The organism is Streptomyces sp. 17_S59 (genome assembly GCF_056930295.1).
Genome location: NZ_JBXOWD010000001.1, coordinates 7039164 through 7058677, shown reverse-complemented (window position 1 = coordinate 7058677; position 19514 = coordinate 7039164). Strand labels below are relative to the sequence as shown.

Here is a 19514-nt window from a genome sequence, read left to right as displayed (position 1 = left end):
GTCCGGCCCCACCCCACCCACCCCGTCTCCCGGCTCAGCGGCCGGCGCGCGGCTTCCGCACGGTCGCCGCAGTGCGCTTGGCGGGCTGCTCGTCGGCTCCGCCCTTCGCCCACAGGGAGCGCACGTGCCCGAGGTGGCGCGTCATGCACTTCTCGGCGCCCTTGGCGTCGCCCGCCAGCATCAGGTCGAGGAGTTCCAGGTGCTCCTCGGCGGAGTGGATCAGCTCGCCGCGCTCGTCCAGGGCGTCCAGGCCGTAGAGGCGCGAGCGCTTGCGGAGGTCGCTGACGGTCTCGACGAGGCGTTCGTTGCCGGAGAGGGCCAGCAGCGAGAGGTGGAACTGCCGGTCGGCCTCCAGGTAGCCGATGAGGTCGTGGTCGCGCGCGGCGCGCACGATCTCCTCGGCGACCGGGCGGAGCACCTCGAGGTCCTCGCGGGAGGCGGTGCGCGTGATCCGGCCGACCATGGGGACCTCGATCAGCGTGCGGATCTCGGTGTACTGGTCCAGGTCGCGCTCGTTGACCTCGGTCACCCGGAAGCCCTTGTTGCGGACCGGCTCGACCAGGCCCTCACGGGCCAGGTCGAGCATGGCCTCCCGCACGGGTGTGGCGGAGATACCGAAGTCCTCCGCGAGCCCCGGCGCCGAATAGACCTGGCCGGGGCGGAGTTCACCGGAGATCAGCGCGGCCCGCAGGGCATGGGCCACCTGATCGCGCAGCCGCTCGGTGGCGGTGATGAGATTGCGCTGCTTGAGGTGCCCCATGGTGTCCCGACTCCCTTTGGTACACGGACGCGGTCTGGACCATCCAGCGTACAATGTCACATTGCGTCACCGGGCGCCAGGGTGTACGTGCGGCTCGAAGTGTAGAACTCCAGCGCCGCACGGCCCTGTTCGCGCGGCCCGTGGCCGGATGCCTTCGCCCCGCCGAAGGGCAGGTGGAAGTCGACCCCGGTGGACGGGGCATTGACCCGGATCATGCCGGTGTCCAGGCGGTCCAGGCTGTGCAGCACCGCGGTGAGGTCCGCGGTGTGGACCGAGGTGACCAGCCCGTGGGGGACGGAGTTGGCGATCCGTACGGCCTCGGCCGTGTCGTCCGCGGGGAGCAGGACGGCGATCGGGCCGAAGACCTCCTCGCTCAGCAGCCGGTGACCCTGCGGCACCTTCTCGGCCAGCGTGGGGGCCGCGTACCAGCCGGGGCCGTCGGGGGCGGTGCCGCCGGTGAGCGCGCACAGGCCGTCCCGGGCCTGCTCGAAGCGGTCGCGCGCCTGCTCCGAGACGAGCGGTCCGCACACGGTGGCCGGGTCCGCCGGATCGCCCACGGGAAGCGTGCGCAGCGCCTCGGCCAAGGCCTCGCGCAGCGGGCCCCGGGCGGCGCCGACGGCGATCACCCTGCTGGTGGCGGTGCACTTCTGGCCCGCGTACCCGGCGATCGCGGCGGCGATGTGGGCGGCGGCCCGGCCGATGTCGGCGTCGGGCAGGACGATCGCCGCGTTGAGGCCGCCCATCTCGGCCTGGACCGGGATGCCCCGGGCAGTGGCGGCGCGCACGACCGCGTTGCCGACGGCGGTGGAGCCGGTGAAGGAGACGGCGTCGGCGGTGGCGACGAGCGCGCCGCCCTCGTCGGCGCCGCCGGGGACGAGGGCGAACACCCCGTCCGGCAGCGCCTCCTGGACAATGCCGGCCAGGCGCCGGGCGCACGCGGTGGCCTCGGGGGCGGGCTTGAGGACGACGGCGTTGCCCGTCGCCAGGGCCGGGGCGGCCTTCCAGCTCGGGATGGCGAGGGGGAAGTTCCAGGGGGTGATGAGGCCGGCTACGCCGTGCGGTCGGCGGCGGGTGAGCAGCAGCCCGGGGCCGGCGGCCGTCTCGTGGACGGCTCCCGTGGGCTCGTAGGGCGCCTGGGCGTAGTACCGCCAGATCGCGGCGGTGCGGGCCACCTCGGCCCGTGCCTCGGCGATCGGCTTGCCCACTTCCCGCACCGCGAGCGCGGCCAGTTCGCCGGCTGCGGCCTCGATAGCGGCGGCGACGGCGGTGAGCGCCGAGGAGCGGGCGGCCGCGCCGCCGAGCAGCCATTCCGGCTGAGCAGCGCGCGCCCGTTCGACGGCGGCGGCCACGGCGGGGGCGCCGGCCGCCGGGAACTCGGCGACGGCGTCGGAGGGGTCGGCCGGGTTGCGGGAGACGAAGGACGTCATGGAGCCGGGGGACGTCGTGGAGACGAGGGACGTCATAGGAGGAAGCCTCCGGGGAAGGGGTCGTCCGGGTCGAGGAAGTACTGGGCGGTGCCGGTGATCCAGGCGCGGCCGGTGATGGTGGGGACGACCGCCGGCAGCCCGCCGACCTCGGTCTCCCCGACCAGACGGCCGGTGAAGCGCGTGCCGATGAAGGACTCGTTGACGAAGTCCCGGCCGAGGGGCAGCGCCCCGCGGGCGTGCAGCTGCGCCATCCGGGCGGAGGTTCCGGTGCCGCAGGGGGAACGGTCGAACCATCCCGGGTGGATGGCCATCGCGTGCCGGGAGTGGTGGGCGTCGGATCCCGGGGCGGCGAGGTAGACGTGTTTGAGGCCGCTGATGCCGGGGTCCTCGGGGTGGACCGGCCGGTCCGGGGAGGCGTTGACGGCCTCCATGACGGCGAGGCCGGCGGCGAGCAGGTCGTCCTTGCGCGACCGGTCGAAGGGCAGCCCGAGCGCATCCAGTCCGACGAAGGCGTAGAAGTTGCCCCCGAAGGCGAGGTCGTACGTCACCGTGCCGTATCCGGGCACGTCGGCCTTGCGGTCGAGGCCGACGGCGAAGGCGGGCACGTTGGTGATCGTGGCGGACTTCGCCGCGCCGTCCTCGACCCGTACGTCGACGGTGACCAGGCCGGCCGGGGCGTCGAGGCGCACGGTGGTGACCGGCTCGGTGACGGGCACCATGCCGGTCTCGACTAGGACGGTGGCGACGCCGATGGTGCCGTGTCCGCACATGGGCAGCACGCCGGACACCTCGATGAAGAGGACCCCGTAGTCGGCGTCGGAGCGGGTGGGTGGCTGGAGAATGGCACCGCTCATCGAGGCGTGTCCGCGCGGCTCGGTCATCAGGAGCGTCCGGAGGTGGTCCAGGTGCTCGATGAAGTGGAGCCGGCGTTCGGCCATGGTGGCGCCGGGTATCACCCCGACGCCGCCGGTGACGACGCGGGTGGGCATGCCCTCGGTGTGCGAGTCGACGGCGTGGAAGACGTGGCGCGTGCGCACGGGGCTCCTTTCGGCGTGCGGATCTGCGGGGAGTCGGGCGGTCAGCGGTGGCCGTCGGCGACGGCCTTCTCGGTGGCCGAGCGCACGGCGGCCAGGGCCTCTCCGGTGAGCGGGGTGCGGGGCGGCCGGGTGGGGCCGCCGTGCCGGCCGGCGATGTCCATGGAGACCTTGATGGCCTGGACGAACTCGGTCCTGGAGTCCCAGCGCAGCAGCGGGTGGAGCGAGGTGTACAGGGGCAGTGCGGTCTCCAGGTCCTTGGCGACGGCGGCCCGGTAGAGCCGGGCGCAGGTGGCGGGGAAGGCGTTCGGGTAGCCGGCGATCCAGCCGACGGCGCCCGCGACGGCGAGTTCCAGCAGGACGTCGTCGGCGCCGACGAGCAGGTCGAGGTCCGGGGCGAGTTCGGCGATCTCGTAGGCGCGCCGGACGTCGCCGCTGAACTCCTTGACCGCCACGATGCTGCCGTCGCGGTGCAGCCGGGACAGGAGGGCGGGGGTCAGGTCGGCCTTGGTGTCGATGGGGTTGTTGTAGGCCACGACCGGTATCCCGGCGGCCGCGACCTCGGCGTAGTGGTCGCGTACGGCCCGTTCGTCGGCGCGGTAGGCGTTCGGCGGGAGCAGCAGGACGGAGCCGCAGCCCGCCTCGGCCGCCTGCTCGGCCCAGCGGCGCGCCTCGGCGCTGCCGTAGGCGGCGACGCCGGGCATCACGCGGGCGCCGTCGCCGGCCGCTTCGACGGCGGTGCGCACCACGCGGGCGCGCTCCTCGGCGCTGAGGGTCTGGTACTCGCCGAGGGAGCCGTTGGGGACGACGCCGTCGCAGCCGTTGTCGAGGAGCCAGCGCACGTGCTCGGCGTAGGCGTCGTGGTCGACGGAGAGGTCGTCGCGCAGCGGGAGCGCGGTGGCGACCATGATGCCGCGCCAGGGGCGGGCGGTGTCCCAGGTGGTGGCGGTCATGCCGGTGAGCCTTTCTGTTGTCCGTGTGTCAGTTGTGTGTCATTGGGGGTCGTCGGGCCAGTGCTCCGAGGGGGACGGGCACGGCGAGCGGGCGGCGCTCGGCGGGCGGTTCCGTCTCCTCCCCCGTGCCCGTCCGCGCGAGGCAGGTCACGGCCGCCCCGCACATGCGGCCCTGGCACCAGCCCATGCCGGCCCGGGTGAGGAGCTTGACGGTGCGGGCGTCGCGGGCGCCGAGGTCGGTGACGGCCTCGCGGATGCGGCCGGCGGTCACCTCCTCGCAGCGGCAGACGTCGGTGTCGTCGGCGAGCCACTCGGTCCAGCCGGGGCCGGGGGCGTGTGCGGCGGCCATGGCGTCGGCGAAGGCCCGCATGCGGTCGCGGCGCCGGCGGAGCGTCCGGGCGCGCCGGTGGCCGGTGGGCGCGGGCAGGCCGCGCAGCCGTGCGGCCACCGCGACGGCTGCGAGTTCGCCTTCGGCGCGGGCCAGTTCCCAGCCCCCGACGCCGCCGGTCTCGCCCGCGGCCCAGAGACCGGGGAGGGTGGTCTGCTGGTGGTCGTCCAGGACGAGGGCGTGGGTGCCGTCCGGGGTGCGCCGGTTGGCGCAGCCCAGTGCGGTGGCGAGTTCGATCTGGGGGGCCAGGCCGTGCCCGACGGCCAGGGCGTCGCAGGCGATGCGGCGGCCGGTGCCCGGTACGGGCCGCCAGTTGCGGTCGACCCGGGAGACCGTGACGGCCTCGACCCGGTCGGTGCCGTGCACCTGGGTGACGGCGCTGCGGGTGTGCAGCGGCACCCGGTGGCGCAGCAGTGCCGAGCCGTGGACCACGGCCTCCAGGAGTTTGTGCGGGTTGGTGGCGAGGGCGCGCGGGTGGCGGGCGTAGCCGAGGTAGCCGGACGCCTCGACCACGGCGGGGACGTCCGCGCCGGCGGCGGCGAGGGAGGAGGCGACGGCGAGCAGCAGTGGTCCGCTGCCCGCGACGACGATCCGCTTGCCGGGGAGGACGAGCCCGGACTTGAGCATGGCCTGGGCGCCCCCGGCGCCCACGACGCCGGGCAGGGTCCAGCCGGGGAAGGGCAGTTGGCGCTCGCCGGCGCCCGTGGCGAGCAGGACCGCGCGGGCCCGGACGGTCACCGGGTGCTCGCCCTCGCCGTCGGGGCCGGTGAGGGCGTGCACCGTCCACAGGTCGGCGTCGTGGCGTTCCACGGTCCAGACGTGGTGGCCGGCGAGGTGGGTGACGTCGCTCGCCCCGAGTCGCGTCCGCAGCCGGGCGAAGGCAGGCCAGTGGTGGTGCAGGGCCTGGGGTCGCCGGGCGCCCAGCGGCGGGGCGGGGTGCCGGAAGAACTGGCCGCCGGTCTGCGCGGCGGCGTCGAGGAGGGCCACCGTGAGGCCGAGCCCGGATGCGGTGACGGCGCCCGCGACCCCGGCGGGGCCGGCGCCGATCACGGCGAGGTCGTACGGTTCAGCTGCCGGTCCCGGCATGGCCGTGTCCCTCCTGGGTGGTGATGGTGTCTCCGGGGCGGGCGGGGAGCAGGCAGGCTCTTCTGTTGGGCTGCCCGTTGACGGTGGCGAGGCAGTCGTAGCACTGTCCGATGCCGCAGAAGGCGCCGCGCGGGCGCCCGCCGTTGCGGGTGGTGCGCCAGGCGAGGATGCCCGCCGCCCACAGCGCGGCGGCGACGGTCTGTCCGGGCAGGGCGGTGATCGTGCGGCCGTCGAAGGTGATGGCGAACGGCGGGTCGGGTTCCGCCCTGACCAGGTCGGCGGGGGTACGGGCCACTGCGGGCCTCCTCTCGGGGTCGGGCACGGGGGGTGGGGCGGAGGTCCGGGCGGGTGTCAGGGGGCGGGCGTGAAGCGGCCGGGGCTGAACGGACGGGTGTCGAGCGGTGGTTCACCGTCCGTCAGGAGGCGGGCGACGATCAGGCCGGTGGCCGGGGCGAGTCCGATGCCAGCGCCTTCGTGGCCGCAGGCGTGCAGCAGTCCGGGCACGTGGGGGTCGGCTCCGATCGCGGGCAGGTGGTCGGGCAGGTACGGGCGGAATCCGGCGTACGTCCGCATGGCCCGTACCCCGGCCAGCACCGGGAACAGGGCGGTGGCCTGTGCGGCGAGGCGGCGGAGCGCCTCGACGGACAGCGTGCGGTCGAAGCCGACCCGTTCGCGGCTGGCGCCGATGAGGACCGGGCCCGCGGGGGTGCCCTCGACGACGGCCGAGGTCTGCAGGGCCGCCGAGTCGCTCGCCACGTCGGCGACGTAGTCCGCCGCGTACACCTTGTGCCGCACCAGGCGCGGCAGCGGTTCGGTGACGAGCACGAAGCCGCGGCGGGGCAGGACGGGCAGGTGGGTGCGGACGAGGCGGGCGAGTTCGCCGCTCCAGGTGCCGGCGGCGTTCACCACGCGGGGGGCGTGCACGGTGCCGGCCGGGGTGCGGACGCCGCGCACCGCGCCGTCGGGGCCGGTGAGGATCCCGGTGACCTCCTCGCCGGTGCGCACCCGGGCGCCCGAGGCGCGCAGCAGGTGGGCGGCGGCGAGGGCGGGCTGGACCTGGGCGTCCTGGGGGTAGTGGAAGCCTCCGGCGAGCCCGGGGGCCAGGTGGGGCTCCAGATCGTGCAGCCGGTCCGCCGGTATCTCCCGGGCGGTGACGCCGGCCGTCGCCTGCGCGGCGGCGAAGTCCCGCAGCGCCTTCATGCCGGCGTCGGCGGAGGCGACGACCAGGCCGCCCTTGGGCTCGTACTCGATCCGGTCCGGGAGCCGTTCGGCCAGCTCCCGCCACAAGAGGGCGGAGAGCAGGGCGAGTTCGAGTTCGGGGCCGGGTTCCTTGTCGGAGACCAGCAGGTTGCCCTCGCCGGCCCCCGTGGTCCCGCCCGCGACGGGACCACGGTCGATCACGGTGACGGAGAGGCCGCAGCGGGCGGCGTAGTAGGCGCAGGCGGCGCCGACCACCCCCGCTCCGACGATGATGACGTCCGGGGAGTCGCTCTTGAGCACGGCAGTAATATTTCACATTGCACTACTGCTGCCAAGAGTCTTTCCCGGTTCGGCCTCGGTTCGGACGCGGATCACCCTTGGGCCAGCCCTGGGTCAGCCTTGCATCAACTCCCCCATCCACGCCTCGATCCCGTCCGGCGTGCGCGGCAGCGCCCCCGACAGCAGCCGCGCCCCCTCGGCGGTGATCACCAGGTCGTCCTCGACGCGCACCCCGATCCCGCGCAGCTCGGGCGGCAGCGTCTCGTCGTCGGGCTGGAGGTAGAGCCCGGGCTCCACGGTGAGCACCTGCCCCTCCTCCAGGACGCCGTCGAGATAGGCGTCCGCCCGGGCCTGCGCGCAGTCGTGGACGTCCAGGCCGAGCATGTGCCCGCTGCTGCACAGGGTGTAGCGGCGGTGGAAGTCGCCCTCGGCGCCCGGCAGTACGCCCCACTCCGCGAGGCCCTCCGCGATGACCCGCATGCCGGCCCGGTGGAAGTCGCGGAAGCTCGCACCGGGCTTGAGGGCGGCGATGCCCGCCTCCTGGGCGGCGAGGACCAGCTCGTACACCTGGCGCTGGACGGGCGAGAAGCGGCCGGAGAGCGGCAGGGTGCGGGTGATGTCGGCGGTGTAGAGGGTGTCGGTCTCCACGCCCGCGTCCAGCAGGAGCAGTTCGCGGGGGTCCAGGGGGCCGTCGTTGCGTATCCAGTGCAGGACGCAGGCGTGTGCGCCGGAGGCGGCGATCGTCTCGTACCCGGTGCCGTTGCCCTCGGCCCGGGCGCGCAGCCCGAAGACCCCCTCGATCCACCGCTCGCCGCGCGGGTGGGCCAGTGCGCGCGGCAGCGCCCGTACGACGTCCTCGAACCCGGCCGCGGTGTGGTCCACGGCCAGCTGGAGCTGCTCGACCTCCCAGGCGTCCTTGACCAGGCGCAACTCGCTGAGGGCGGAGGCGAGTTCGGGGTCGGTGGCCGCGTTGCGGCCCGGCGGCAGCCGGTCGGGGGCGCCGAGGGAGGTGCAGCGGATGCCGGTTGTGCGCTCGGCCTCGGCCAGGTCGGGGCGGCGGCCTACCCAGAACTCGCCGTAGCGGCGGTCCCGGTAGAACTCCTGGCCCGTGCGCGGCGAGCGGGGGCGCACATGGAGGACCGCCTCGTGGCCGTGCGGGCCGTCCGGCTCCATGACGAGCACATGGCCGACCTGCTCCTCGCCCGTCAGGCCGGTGAGCCAGACGTAGGCGCTGTGCGGGCGGAAGCGGTGGTCGCAGTCGTTGGAGCGGACCTTCAGCTCCCCCGCGGGGACGATCAGCCGCTCGCCGGGGAAGCGCGCGGACAGCCGCGCCCGGCGGGCGGCGGCGAGGTCCGCCACGGGCAGCCGGAGGTCGCCGGGCAGCGGGGTGGCCGCCCAGTCCCCCGCCATGAAGCGCTCGAACTCCGCCGATACGGGCAGGTCGTGACTTACCGTCCGCGGCACGGTGGATGCCGGTTCGTTCATGGGACTCCTCCTCGGACACAGGTGGGTAACGGAGCAGCTGGCACCTTGTCAGTGCAATTTCACATTACTATGTTACGGGTCACATTTCAGCCAGCGTTCGGCTGTTCGACTGTTCACGGAGTGACCACTGATGAACAAGCGCACCCGCACGGCTCTCGCCGCCTCCCTGGCGGCCGCCCTCGCCCTCGGAGCGGCCGGCTGTTCCGGCGGAAAGCAGGCAAGAGGAGGCGGCAGGGACGGCGCCGCGAATCCCGCCGCCGCCAACGCAGGCACCGTCGTCGGCGGAACCCCGCAGAAGGGCGGCACCCTCACCGTCCTGTCCAACCAGGACTTCACCCACCTCGACCCCGCCCGTAACTGGGTGATGAGCGAGATGGACTTCGGGACCCGGCTGCTCTACCGCACCCTGGTGACGTACAAGGCCGCGCCCGGCGACCAGGGAAGCCAGCTGGTCCCCGACCTCGCCACCGACCTCGGCACCCCTTCCAATGGCGCCAGGACGTGGACGTTCCACCTCAGGCAAGGAGTGAGATACGAGGACGGCTCACCCGTCACCGCACAGGACGTCAAGTACAACGTGGAGCGGTCCTTCTCGCCCGACCTGCCCGGCGGCTCCGACTACGCGGCCCGCTATCTCGCCGGTGCCGAGGGATACCAGGGCCCCGCCCAGGGCAAGCACCTCGACTCGGTGAAGACCCCCGACGACCACACCATCGTCTTCGAACTGCGCAAGCCCTTCGCCGAATTCCCCAACGCCACGGTCATGCCCACCTTCGCACCCGTGCCGCAGGCCCGGGACAAGGGCCCGCAGTACGACAACCGGCCGTTCTCCTCCGGGCCCTACAAGATCGACACATACGACCGGGGCAAGAAGCTGGTCCTGGTCCGCAACGACAAGTGGGACCCGGCGACGGACGAGGTCCGCAAGGCCTACCCGGACAAGCTGGTCGTCGTCATGGGGCTCAAGGCCAACCAGGTCGACGACCGGCTGATCGCGAGCCAGGGCCCGGACGCCTCCGCCGTCCCCTGGTACGCCCTGCGGCCCGAGAGCGCCGCCAAGGTGCTGCCCAGCGCCGAGGTCCGCAAGCGGCTGATCGCCGAGTCCCAGAACTGCACCGACATGGTCCAGATGCACACCGGCCGGGCCCCCTTCGACGACGTCAGGGTGCGCCGGGCCGTGCAGTACGCCCTCGACCGGGACGCGGTCCTGACCGCCTCCGGCGGCCCCGCCTTCAACGACCCGTCGACCGCCTACATGCCGGCGACGCTCTTCGGCGGCAAGCAGCCCGACACCCTGAGGATCCCCGCCAGCGGAGACGTCGAGAAGGCCAGGCAGCTGCTGAAGGAGGCCGGCAAACCGGACGGATTCTCCACCAGGCTCACGGTCTCGTCCGGCGACAAGGGCAGGGCCGAGGCGATACAGCAGTCCCTCGGCAAGGCCGGCATCAAGGTCACCATCGAGACCGTGGACCCGTCCGCGTTCTACGCCACCATCGGCGACACCAAGAACCGCACCGACATGGTGTACACCGGCTGGTGCCCCGACTACCCGTCCGGCTCGACCTTCCTGCCCTTCGTCTTCGACGGCCGCTACATCAAGGAGAAGGGCAACTCCGGCAACCACTCGCTCTTCCGCGACGAGGTCACCATGAAGCGGATGGACGAGATCGCCGCCATGACCGACACCCAGCAGGCCAACCGGGCCTGGCAGCAGCTGGACGGCAACATCCTCGCCAAGGCCCCGGCCGTCCCCGTGCTGGTCCGCCGCTGGCCGCTGGTCCTCGGCACCAACATCGCGGGCGCCTACGGGCAGACCTCCTTCGGCGGCCAGCTCGACTACGCGACCGTCGGCCTCAAGGACCCGTCCAAGGCCCGGGACTGAGGGCCCGCACACCATGACCACCACCACGACCCCCGCCCCGGCCGCCCCGCCCGCGGGCAGCGGCCCCTGGCGGCTCGCCCGCGCGGAGCTGCGCCGCCGCACCTCCGTGAAGATCTCCCTCGGCGTCGTCGCGCTCTTCCTCCTCATGGCGGCGGGCGCCCCGCTGCTGAGCGCGCTGTGCGGCTTCTCGCCCGAGGAGTTCGACAAGACCGCCGTCGACCCCTACCTGGGCGGCCGGCCCATCGGCCCGCTCGGCGGCATCTCCGCCGACCACTGGCTCGGCGTCGAGCCCGTCACCGGCCGCGACCTCTTCGCCCGCGTCGTCCACGGCGCCCAGGTCTCGCTGCTCATCGCCCTCACCGCCACCGCGATCGTCGTCGTCGCCGGGACGGCGGTCGGCATCGCGGCGGGCTACTTCGGCGGCCGCACCGACGCCGTGCTCTCCCGCCTGATGGACCTCACCATGTCCTTCCCCTCCCTCATCTTCATGATCGCCATGCTGTCGGTGGCAAAGGACGTCAACCGCATCGTGCTGATGACCGCGGTCATCGGGCTGTTCGGCTGGCCCGGCGTCGCCCGGGTCGTGCGCGGCCAGACCCTCTCACTCAAGCGCCGCGAGTACGTCGACGCGGCCCGCGTCAGCGGCGCCGGGCCCTGGCGGATCCTCACCCGCGCCATCCTGCCCGGCGTCTCGGGACCCGTCATCGCCTGCACCACCCTGATCATCCCCGGCATGATCGCCACCGAGGCGGCGCTGAGCTACCTGGGCGTCGGGGTCCGCCCGCCCACGCCCTCCTGGGGGCAGATGATCGCCGAGAGCGTCGCCTTCTACGACACCGACCCCATGTACTTCGTCATCCCGAGCACCTGCCTGTTCCTGACCGTGCTCGCCTTCACCCTGCTCGGCGACGCGCTGCGCGACGTCCTCGACCCCAGGAGCGCCCGCGCATGATCCTCTACATCGGGCGCCGCCTCCTCGGCGTCATCGGGGTGCTCGTCGCCATCGCCGCGGTCACCTTCACCATCTTCTACGTCCTGCCCTCCGACCCGGCGGCCGCCGCCTGCGGCAAATCGTGCAGCGTGGAACGGCTGGCGGCGATCCGCGCCCACATGGGTCTCGACCAGCCGCTGTGGCGGCAGTTCGCGGACTTCGTCACCGGCATCTTCACCGGCCGCACCCTGGGCACCGGCCAGTACGCCCTGCACTGCACGTTCCCCTGCCTCGGCTACTCCTACGAGAACTCCGAGGCCGTCTGGGACCTGCTGATGGACCGCCTGCCCGTCTCCGCCTCGCTCGCGCTGGGCGCCGCCGTGCTCTGGCTGCTCCTCGGCCTGACCGCCGGGGTCACCGCGGCCCTGCGCAAGGACACCCTCACCGACCGCGTCCTGATGGTCGGGGCCGTCGCCGCCGCCTCGCTGCCGGTCTACTTCACCTCGATGATGCTGATCTACGGGCTGATCCGGACGGCGGACCTGCTGCCGTACCCGCAGTACGTCCCCTTCGGCCAGGACCCCGCCCACTGGGCGTCGAACCTGCTCCTGCCGTGGCTGGCGCTGGCCGTCCTGTACGCCGCCATGTACGCCCGCCAGAGCCGAAGTTCGATGATCGAGGCGATGGCGGAGCCGTACATCCGCACCGCCCGCGCCAAGGGCCTCCCGCGCCGCACCGTCGTCGTCAAGCACGGGCTGCGGGCGGGCATGACCCCGATCCTCACCCTCTTCGGCATGGACCTGGGCGGGCTGCTCGCGGGCGCGGTCATCACCGAGTCCATCTTCGGGCTGCCGGGGATCGGCCGGCTCTTCTACGGCGCGCTGTCCACCGGCGACCAGCCGGTCGTCCTCGGCGTCACGCTGCTGGCCGCCGCCTTCATCGTCGTCGCCAACCTGGCCGTCGACCTGCTCTACGCCGTCGTCGACCCGCGAGTGAGGTACTGATGGCCGACGCCGCCGACACCACGGAGAAACAGCCCCTGCTGTCCGTCACGGACCTGACCGTCACCTTCCCCACCGCAAACGGCCCCGTACGGGCCGTGGACTCCCTCGGCTTCTCGGTGCACCGCGGCCGCACCCTCGGCATCGTCGGCGAGTCCGGCTCCGGCAAGTCCGTCACGTCCCTGGCGGTGCTGGGCCTGCACTCCGCCGCCGAGGTCACCGGCTCCGTCGTCCTCGACGGGCGCGAGCTGGTCGGCCTGCCCGAGCGCGAGCTGAACCGGCTGCGCGGGCGGCGCATGGCGATGGTCTTCCAGGACCCGCTCTCCAGCCTCCACCCCTACTACACCGTCGGCGAGCAGATAGCCGAGCACCACCGCGTCCACTTCGGCTCCGGCCGCGCCGCGGCCCGCCGACGGGCCGTCGAGATGCTCGGCGAGGTCGGCATCCCGGAGCCCGCGCGCCGGGCGCGCGAGTATCCGCACCAGTTCTCCGGCGGGATGCGCCAGCGCGCGATGATCGCGATGGCGCTGGCCTGCGAGCCCGACCTGCTCATCGCCGACGAGCCGACGACCGCGCTGGACGTCACCGTCCAGGCCCAGATCCTGGAGCTGATCGCCCGGCTCCAGCAGGAGCGCGGGCTCGCGGTGGTCCTGATCACCCACGACCTGGGCGTCGTCGCCCGCATCGCCCAGGACGTGCTGGTGATGTACGGGGGCCGGGTGGCCGAACAGGCTCCGGTGGACGCCCTGTTCGCCGCCCCGGCCCATCCGTACACCCGTGGCCTGCTCGACTCCCTCCCCCGCCTCGACGACACCGACGACGCACCCCTGCGGGCGATCCCGGGCAGCCCGCCCTCGCTGCTCGCCCCGCCCCCGGGCTGCCCCTTCGCGCCGCGCTGCCCCGTCGCGGCGGCCGCGACGGGCGCCGAGCGGCGCCGGTGCGAGGAGACCAGGCCCGAGCCGGCGCTGTCCGACGGGCGGCTGGTCGCCTGCCATCTCCCGCTGCGCTCAGGCGCCGACGCCCACGGAGGTGCCCGATGACCGCGCCCGCCCGTCCCCTGCTCTCCGTCCGGGACCTGACGATGACCTTCCCCGGCAGGCGGGGCCGCTCGGCGCCCGTACGGGCCGTCGACGGCGTCTCCTTCGACGTGTCGGCCGGCGAGACCCTGGGCCTGGTCGGGGAGTCCGGCTGCGGCAAGTCCACCACCGGCCGCATGATCGTACGGCTCCTGGAGCCGACCTCCGGGTCGATCGCCTACGACGGCCGGGACATCACCCGCCTGCGGCAGCGCGAGCTGAAGCCGCTGCGCAAGGAGCTGCAGATGGTCTTCCAGGACCCGCACTCCTCTCTCAACCCACGCCAGACGGTCGCCCGGATCATCGCCGACCCGCTGCTGGTGCAGGGCAGTTCGGCGGCGGACGCCCGCAGGCGGGCCGTGGAGCTGATGGAGCTGGTGGGGCTCATCCCCGAGCACATCGACCGCTATCCGCACGAGTTCTCCGGGGGCCAGGCCCAGCGCATCGGCATCGCCCGGGCACTCGCCACCGGCCCCCGGATGATCGTCGCCGACGAGCCGGTCTCGGCCCTCGACGTCTCCGTGCAGGCCCAGATCGTCAACCTCATGGAAGAGCTGCGGCGCGAACTCGGCATCGCCTGCCTCTTCATCGCCCACGACCTGTCCGTGGTGAAGCGGGTGTGCGACCGGGTCGCCGTCATGTACCTGGGGCGGATCGTGGAAGCAGGCGACAAGGAGACGGTGTACGCGGCCCCCGCGCACCCCTACACCCAGGCCCTGCTCTCGGCGGTCCCCCTGCCCGACCCGGCCGCGGAACGGGCCCGCGAGCGGATCGTGCTGCTGGGCGATCCTCCGAGCCCGGCGGCTCCCCCGCCCGGCTGCACGTTCCACCCCCGCTGCCCCAGGGCGCAGGACATCTGCCGGAGCGAGGCCCCGCTGCCGAGGGTGGTGGTGCCGGGCGAGGCGCGGGAGGTGGCCTGCCACTTCCCGGCGGTGGAGACGGTCTGAACGCGGCCCGCACGGGACACGGTTGTGCGTGCGCTCACGTCCTGGTGACGCGCACCGTGTCCCCGCGGGAGCCGGAGGCGAGCACGTCGATGCGCACGCCCGCGGCGGGGTCGGTGAAGGACTGACCCGCCCGGTAGGGGGCGTCGTCCAGCGGACGGCAGCCGCTCGGCGGGGTGGCGCCGGGCCGGGCGTCCATCACGCGGAGGGGTCCCTTGCCGGTCTGCACGGACGAGTCGACCTTGTACACCAGCGCACCGGTCGCGCAGGCGCGCGCGTCCGTCCCGGCCGCCCGCCTCGACTCGACGACGTACGCGGTCGTGGGGCCGGTGCGGACGACGGCCATCTTGGTGCCGCCGCGGTACTCGACGGCGGTCAGGCGGACGGTGTCACTGCCTCTGGACGCCCGGCAGACGACCTGGTCGTCCCGGGTCCAGCCGAGCTTCCAGGACTGCCAGGCGAAGTACTGCGGCGCGGCCCCGCCGATGAGGCCCATCACGTCCCAGCCACCGACGAAGCGGTGGGCGTCGCCGCCCGTGTCGAAGGCGTAGAGGTCGGGCAGGCCGAAGGTGTGGGCCGTCTCGTGGCCCACGATCCTGGGGCCCCAGTGCCAGATGTCCTGGCCGAAGGTCACCGCCCACTTGATCCGGTGGCCGTCGGCCACGACGCCGGGCGTACCGGGCTCGTAGATGTAGGTGGGCGAAAAGGAGATGGCGGAGGCGTTCCGGGTCGGGACGACGTAGACCATGTCGTACCGCGAGAAGTCCACGTGCGGGTCGGCCGCGGTCACGGCGTCCCTGACGTATGCCTCGTGGACCTCGTGGCTGAGGCCGCGGGCGAAGCCGTAGTCCGCGGCGGCGCGGGGCATGCGCACCCAGCGGCGGTACTGGGTGATGGCCGGCCACGCCTTGCCGTAGGAGGCCTTCCGCATCCAGTCCACGCCGGGCGTGATCCCGGCGGCGACGTCGGCCGGGGACCCGGTGGCGGGCGCGTCGGGGAAGTCGACGAAGACCATGGCGACCCGGACGGGCCCGGAGGGGCGTTGGAAGACGGAGTAGTCGGTGTCGTGTCCTTCGTCGGTCCAGCCCGTGGTGCCGGGCAGGGCACAGGCCGTGGGCCTGTCGTGTGCCGCCGTGCCCGCCGAGGCGGGCGGGGTGCACAGGAGGAGCAGGGCGGCCGACGCCGCCGCCGGCAGGAGTGCGGACCGCGCCGGTCCGGTGGCAGGGATTCTTCTCATGGATCGCGAACTCCCCTCGTACGCACGTGTGATGTTCGGCATAAGGGTGCGGGCGGCACAGGTCTGTCGGGAAGCTCACGGCGGTTCATAACATCCGCGGCATGGATCTTGAGTTACGGCACCTGCGGGTGGTGTGCGCGATCGAGGAGGCGGGCAGCCTCACGCGTGCCGCGGCGTCGCTGTGCACGACCCAGCCCGCGCTGAGCGCCCAACTCCGGCGCATCGAGGCCATGCTGGGCGGGGTGCTCTTCGACCGCGGGCGCCGGGGTGTCGTGGCCACTCCGTTCGGGGAGCTGGTCCTGGCCCGGGCCCGGGCGGTCCTGCCGGGCGTCGACGGCCTGCTGGCCGACACGGCCCGGGCCGCGCGCCGCCGGGCGGCTCCGGACCGGGTGCGCGTCGGGTCGGTGGGCGCGCCGCTGCTGGGTCATCTGATCCTCGCGATACGGGCGCTGCTGCCCGGGGCCGAGGTGACGGCACGCTGTCAGTACGCTCCGGCGCCGCTGCTCGGCGACCTGGCCGCCGAGCGCCTGGAGGCGGCCGTCCTCGGCGACAGCCCGGGCCAGGAGCTGTCGCCGCCGGGGGACGTGGAGCTGCGCCCGCTGGTCACCGAGCCCGTCTTCGCGCTGCTGCCCGCCGCTCATCCCCTGGCCGCCCGGGAGGAGGTGTGCCTGGGCCGGCTCGTCGAGGAGGAGTGGGCGGTGCCCCGTCCCGACAGCGACCGGACCCGTGAGTACTGGTCGACCGCACTCTCCCTGACGGGTCGTCAGCCGCGCGCGCCCTATGAGGCGGAGGGGCGGCAGCTGATCGAGATCGTGCGGTCGGGGCTCGCCGTCAGCCTGTGCCAGGCCACCTTCCTGGAGGTGCCGGGCGTGGTGGTGCGCCCGCTGGCCGGCGATCCGCTGTGGTACCGGCATGTGCTGGGCTGGCGTCGGGACGGTCCGCTGGCCGGCTGTGGCGGGGAGATCGTGCGCAGGGTCGGCGAGGGCTATCTGTCGGCCTGTGCGGACAGTCCCGTGTATGCGCGGTGGCGTGAACAGCACCCTCGTTCTGCGCAGTTGACGGACCGATAACGGATTTCGCGTGTGAGGCTCCCGACACATCCGCAGTCGCCAAGGGGCTTGTCAGTGCCATTTCACATTACTACGTTACGCATCACATGACGTCTCGTCAGTCCCCCACGTACCGCCCTTCACAGGTCGGTTGATGCCCGGTGCGACCTGCGCGCCGCCCTGCGTCGCGCGCCGCCGCTCCACCTCCCACACCTCCCACACAGGAGTCATCGGTGTTCCACTCCACAACCGTGCGCAGATCCCTGCTCACCACCGCCATAGCAGTGACCCTCTGCGCCACGGCCGTCCAGGCCGGCCACGCGGACTCCCCCGCCCCCGTGCGGCAGGGCGCCGCCCCCACCGCGGCCGTACGGTCCGATGCCCTCACGCCCAACCCCTTCGACGAGGTCACCCGCCTCGCCAAGGCCCCGAAGCAGGACGTCCAGTCGTCCACCGCGCCGGGCGGCCTCACCGACGGGCGTGTGCCCGGGCCGCAGAAGGGCAAGGACGGCAAGGCCGCCGCCAAGGGCTCGGCGAAGTCCGTCGCCCCGCGCGTCACCGTCGGCGGGACCAGCGTCCCATGCACGCTCGACGGCGTCTCGCGGCTCGGTCCCGAGCAGTTCGCCGACTTCCTCATGGACCCGGCCGTCACCGCCGACGGCTGCCTGCGCGACGTCCTGTGGACCTGGGACCAGCGGCTGGTCCCGGTCTTCTCGCGGGAGAACGTGCGGGCCGTCGCCCTGCGCGCCGAGCGCTACGGCTACTGGCACGACGGGAAGAACACCTCCCACCTGCTGGAGATGTTCACCTACCTCCACGCGGCGGCCTACCACGACTTCTCCCACGACGAGATCGACCTCGCCGACGCGCAGACCGTGGAGGCCGTGCGCCGCGCCGTCTACTACTACGGCATCGGCTCCCACACCTTCGACGCCACGCACACCAACGGCGAGACCCTGCGCGAGGCCCTCTACGCCGCCAGCACGCCGCAGCTCCGCCAGTACCAGCTGCCGCTGATGAAGCGGGTGCTGGCCATGATGGACGGCTCCCACCCCGACACCGCGAAGGACCCGGGCTGGGGCGGTGCCGCACTCGGCGCGCTGTCCGTGAGCTACCTGGGCGTGTACAACAACGATCCGGCCTTCGACGCGGCCGTCGCCGCCGACCCCGCCTACCGCTCCGCCCTCAAGGCCTTCGCCGGGTACACCCACCTGAAGGGCACCGACAACGCCTGGGTCGTGCGCGACGCGCTCAACGAGTACGGCCGGCTCAGCCAGGTCGACGCGGTGAAGAGCGAGATCACCTCCTCCCTGGGCGGGCTGCTGGACACCGTCGTCCGCAACTTCGGCCAGGGCAGCGAGCCGTGGGGCAAGGTGGCCGGCTGGCTCAATACGTTGGGCATGTGCAAGCAGTACGGGGTCTGCAAGGAGGACATCGAGCGCCGCCTCTTCCCGTACACCTACACGTACGACAACGGTGGCATCAAGGTGCGCACCGCCCTGGACCGGGCCACCGTCGACCGGCTCTACTACGCGAGCAAGCAGGTCAAGGCGCAGTTCCACCGGGTGCTGGGCACCGAGGAGCCGCTGGCGGGCGACACCAACTCCACGCTGAACATCGTGCTGTACGCCTCCCGCTCCGACTACGAGATCTACCACCCGATGCTCACGGGCATGGGCACCAACAACGGCGGCATCTACATCGAGAACGGCGCCACCTTCTACACCTACGAGCGCCGCGTCCCGCAGGACTCCACGCTCACGCTGGAGGAGCTGTTCCGCCACGAGTACACCCACTACCTCAACGGCCGCTGGGCGGTGCCCGGCAGCTTCGGCGAGGGCCCGTGGTATCAGAACGACCGCACCACGGCGATGGACGAGGGCACGGCCGAGTTCTTCGACGGCTCGACCCGCAACGACGGCATCCGGGTGCGCAAGTCGCTGGTGCAGGGCATCATCAACGACACCGCGGGCGGCAAGTCGCGCATGACCGTCGACCAGCTGCTGCACGCCGAGTACGAGCGGGACGGCTTCCGCTTCTACAACTATGCCGGCACCTTCTTCGAGTACCTGTGGGCCGAACGGCCGTCGCTGCTGCGGGAGATGTACGGCTACCTGCGGGCCAACGACGTGGCCGGCTTCGATGCCTGGCGCAGCCGCATGGGCGGCGACTGGTCCGTGCAGCGCGACTACAACGCATTCCTGGACAAGCAGATCGCCAAGGTGAACGACCTCTACGTACCGTCCACCGCGTTCACGCCGGTCAACCGGCTGCAGGACGCCTCGGCCTCCGCGGTCCGCTCGTCCTTCGCCGCCGCGACGGGCCAGGCGCCCGGTGACTGCCGGGCCGCCGGTTCCCCCGACCGCCCCCGGTTCGTGTGCACCGGCAGGGTCACCGCGAACCTCAGCGACCCTGGCAACGCCGACCTGGTCTTCAAGGACATGTCCGAGACCGTCGACTACTTCATCCTCGACCGCACCAAGGCAGGTGCCAACAACTTCGCCGACATGAACTGCACCTTCGGCAAGGTCGACATCTGGTCCGACCGCCCCGCGGGAACGGCGGACTACAGCTGCGAGGGCCCGCTGCGGCACTGACCCCCACCGGGCCCCGGGCCTTCCCCTTCGGGGCGGCCCGGGGCCCCATCGCACCGGGTGGGGCGGCGCGCGCGGAAGTTCACTCCTGCTCACCGTGGCGGTGCCGAATGTTCCGGTTCTGCGCGGAAATGCTTGGCCCAATCCCACGGCGACTTCGCCGGCGCCCCGACTCGGATGCGCATGAA

The 19514-nt window shown here is 73.0% G+C and carries 16 protein-coding genes; 7 read left to right on the top strand and 9 right to left on the bottom strand.

The genetic code is table 11. From position 1 onward, the window contains the following. Positions 1-34 precede the first annotated feature (34 nt). From AC1Z4A_RS31740 to AC1Z4A_RS31705, 8 genes are all read right to left on the bottom strand, one after another. The gene (locus tag AC1Z4A_RS31740) at positions 35-760 is read right to left on the bottom strand and encodes a GntR family transcriptional regulator (protein ID WP_483683337.1); all 726 of its coding nucleotides are present in this window, start codon (positions 758-760) and stop codon (positions 35-37) included. Between the two features lie 56 nt (positions 761-816). Continuing rightward, the gene (locus AC1Z4A_RS31735; RefSeq protein WP_483683336.1) at positions 817-2223 is read right to left on the bottom strand and encodes an aldehyde dehydrogenase family protein; all 1407 of its coding nucleotides are present in this window, start codon (positions 2221-2223) and stop codon (positions 817-819) included. Continuing rightward, complete coding sequence (locus AC1Z4A_RS31730; protein ID WP_483683335.1) at positions 2220-3224, bottom strand: proline racemase family protein; 1005 nt, start codon at positions 3222-3224, stop codon at positions 2220-2222. The genes AC1Z4A_RS31735 and AC1Z4A_RS31730 overlap by 4 nt, the downstream gene beginning before the upstream one ends. 41 nt (positions 3225-3265) lie before the next feature. Then, complete coding sequence (locus AC1Z4A_RS31725) at positions 3266-4174, bottom strand: dihydrodipicolinate synthase family protein (RefSeq protein WP_483683334.1); 909 nt, start codon at positions 4172-4174, stop codon at positions 3266-3268. Between the two features lie 28 nt (positions 4175-4202). Next, positions 4203-5648, bottom strand: coding sequence for an FAD-dependent oxidoreductase (locus AC1Z4A_RS31720; protein ID WP_483683333.1), 1446 nt, complete (start codon positions 5646-5648; stop codon positions 4203-4205). Beyond that, on the bottom strand, positions 5629-5943 hold the full coding sequence (locus tag AC1Z4A_RS31715; protein ID WP_483683332.1) for a (2Fe-2S)-binding protein: 315 nt from the start codon (positions 5941-5943) through the stop codon (positions 5629-5631). Before AC1Z4A_RS31715 ends, AC1Z4A_RS31720 begins: the two co-directional genes overlap by 20 nt. Positions 5944-5999: 56 nt before the next feature. Beyond that, positions 6000-7148, bottom strand: a complete 1149-nt coding sequence (locus AC1Z4A_RS31710; protein WP_483683331.1) for an NAD(P)/FAD-dependent oxidoreductase — start codon at positions 7146-7148, stop codon at positions 6000-6002. A gap of 93 nt (positions 7149-7241) precedes the next feature. Then, complete coding sequence (locus tag AC1Z4A_RS31705) at positions 7242-8612, bottom strand: aminopeptidase P family protein (protein WP_483683330.1); 1371 nt, start codon at positions 8610-8612, stop codon at positions 7242-7244. Positions 8613-8742: 130 nt separating this feature from the next. Between AC1Z4A_RS31705 and AC1Z4A_RS31700 the strand changes: the two genes are divergently transcribed. The 5 genes from AC1Z4A_RS31700 to AC1Z4A_RS31680 are packed head-to-tail and all read left to right on the top strand — an operon-like array spanning position 8743 to position 14449. Further along, complete coding sequence (locus AC1Z4A_RS31700; protein WP_483683329.1) at positions 8743-10494, top strand: ABC transporter substrate-binding protein; 1752 nt, start codon at positions 8743-8745, stop codon at positions 10492-10494. A 13-nt stretch (positions 10495-10507) separates the two neighbouring features. Then, a complete protein-coding gene (locus AC1Z4A_RS31695; protein WP_483683328.1) occupies positions 10508-11446 on the top strand; it encodes an ABC transporter permease in 939 nt (312 codons plus the stop codon). Continuing rightward, positions 11443-12429: an ABC transporter permease gene (locus tag AC1Z4A_RS31690; protein ID WP_483683327.1), complete on the top strand. Its 987-nt coding sequence runs from the start codon at positions 11443-11445 to the stop codon at positions 12427-12429. Before AC1Z4A_RS31695 ends, AC1Z4A_RS31690 begins: the two co-directional genes overlap by 4 nt. Continuing rightward, entirely contained in the window at positions 12429-13466 is a 1038-nt protein-coding gene (locus AC1Z4A_RS31685) for an ABC transporter ATP-binding protein (RefSeq protein WP_483683326.1), read from the top strand. Before AC1Z4A_RS31690 ends, AC1Z4A_RS31685 begins: the two co-directional genes overlap by 1 nt. Further along, positions 13463-14449, top strand: a complete 987-nt coding sequence (locus AC1Z4A_RS31680) for an ABC transporter ATP-binding protein (RefSeq protein WP_483683325.1) — start codon at positions 13463-13465, stop codon at positions 14447-14449. Before AC1Z4A_RS31685 ends, AC1Z4A_RS31680 begins: the two co-directional genes overlap by 4 nt. A 34-nt stretch (positions 14450-14483) precedes the next feature. Here the strand turns inward: AC1Z4A_RS31680 and AC1Z4A_RS31675 are convergent, their stop codons facing one another. Beyond that, positions 14484-15683 carry a M6 family metalloprotease domain-containing protein gene (locus tag AC1Z4A_RS31675; RefSeq protein WP_483683324.1) on the bottom strand — a complete coding sequence of 400 codons (1200 nt, stop codon included), beginning with the start codon at positions 15681-15683 and terminating at the stop codon, positions 14484-14486. Between the two features lie 101 nt (positions 15684-15784). Between AC1Z4A_RS31675 and AC1Z4A_RS31670 the strand changes: the two genes are divergently transcribed. Further along, positions 15785-16753, top strand: a complete 969-nt coding sequence (locus AC1Z4A_RS31670; protein WP_483683323.1) for a LysR family transcriptional regulator — start codon at positions 15785-15787, stop codon at positions 16751-16753. Between the two features lie 212 nt (positions 16754-16965). Next, the gene (locus AC1Z4A_RS31665) at positions 16966-19329 is read left to right on the top strand and encodes a collagenase (RefSeq protein ID WP_483683322.1); all 2364 of its coding nucleotides are present in this window, start codon (positions 16966-16968) and stop codon (positions 19327-19329) included. The last annotated feature ends 185 nt before the right edge of the window (positions 19330-19514 follow it).

Bases quoted from the DNA above. Each gene is read 5' to 3' on its own strand.
- AC1Z4A_RS31740 (WP_483683337.1), bottom strand. From the start codon at position 760: ATGGGGCACCTCAAGCAGCGCAATCTCATCACCGCCACCGAGCGGCTG.
- AC1Z4A_RS31735 (WP_483683336.1), bottom strand. From the start codon at position 2,223: ATGACGTCCCTCGTCTCCACGACGTCCCCCGGCTCCATGACGTCCTTC.
- AC1Z4A_RS31725 (WP_483683334.1), bottom strand. From the start codon at position 4,174: ATGACCGCCACCACCTGGGACACCGCCCGCCCCTGGCGCGGCATCATG.
- AC1Z4A_RS31720 (WP_483683333.1), bottom strand. From the start codon at position 5,648: ATGCCGGGACCGGCAGCTGAACCGTACGACCTCGCCGTGATCGGCGCC.
- AC1Z4A_RS31705 (WP_483683330.1), bottom strand. From the start codon at position 8,612: ATGAACGAACCGGCATCCACCGTGCCGCGGACGGTAAGTCACGACCTG.
- AC1Z4A_RS31700 (WP_483683329.1), top strand. From the start codon at position 8,743: ATGAACAAGCGCACCCGCACGGCTCTCGCCGCCTCCCTGGCGGCCGCC.
- AC1Z4A_RS31695 (WP_483683328.1), top strand. From the start codon at position 10,508: ATGACCACCACCACGACCCCCGCCCCGGCCGCCCCGCCCGCGGGCAGC.
- AC1Z4A_RS31690 (WP_483683327.1), top strand. From the start codon at position 11,443: ATGATCCTCTACATCGGGCGCCGCCTCCTCGGCGTCATCGGGGTGCTC.
- AC1Z4A_RS31685 (WP_483683326.1), top strand. From the start codon at position 12,429: ATGGCCGACGCCGCCGACACCACGGAGAAACAGCCCCTGCTGTCCGTC.
- AC1Z4A_RS31680 (WP_483683325.1), top strand. From the start codon at position 13,463: ATGACCGCGCCCGCCCGTCCCCTGCTCTCCGTCCGGGACCTGACGATG.
- AC1Z4A_RS31675 (WP_483683324.1), bottom strand. From the start codon at position 15,683: ATGAGAAGAATCCCTGCCACCGGACCGGCGCGGTCCGCACTCCTGCCG.
- AC1Z4A_RS31670 (WP_483683323.1), top strand. From the start codon at position 15,785: ATGGATCTTGAGTTACGGCACCTGCGGGTGGTGTGCGCGATCGAGGAG.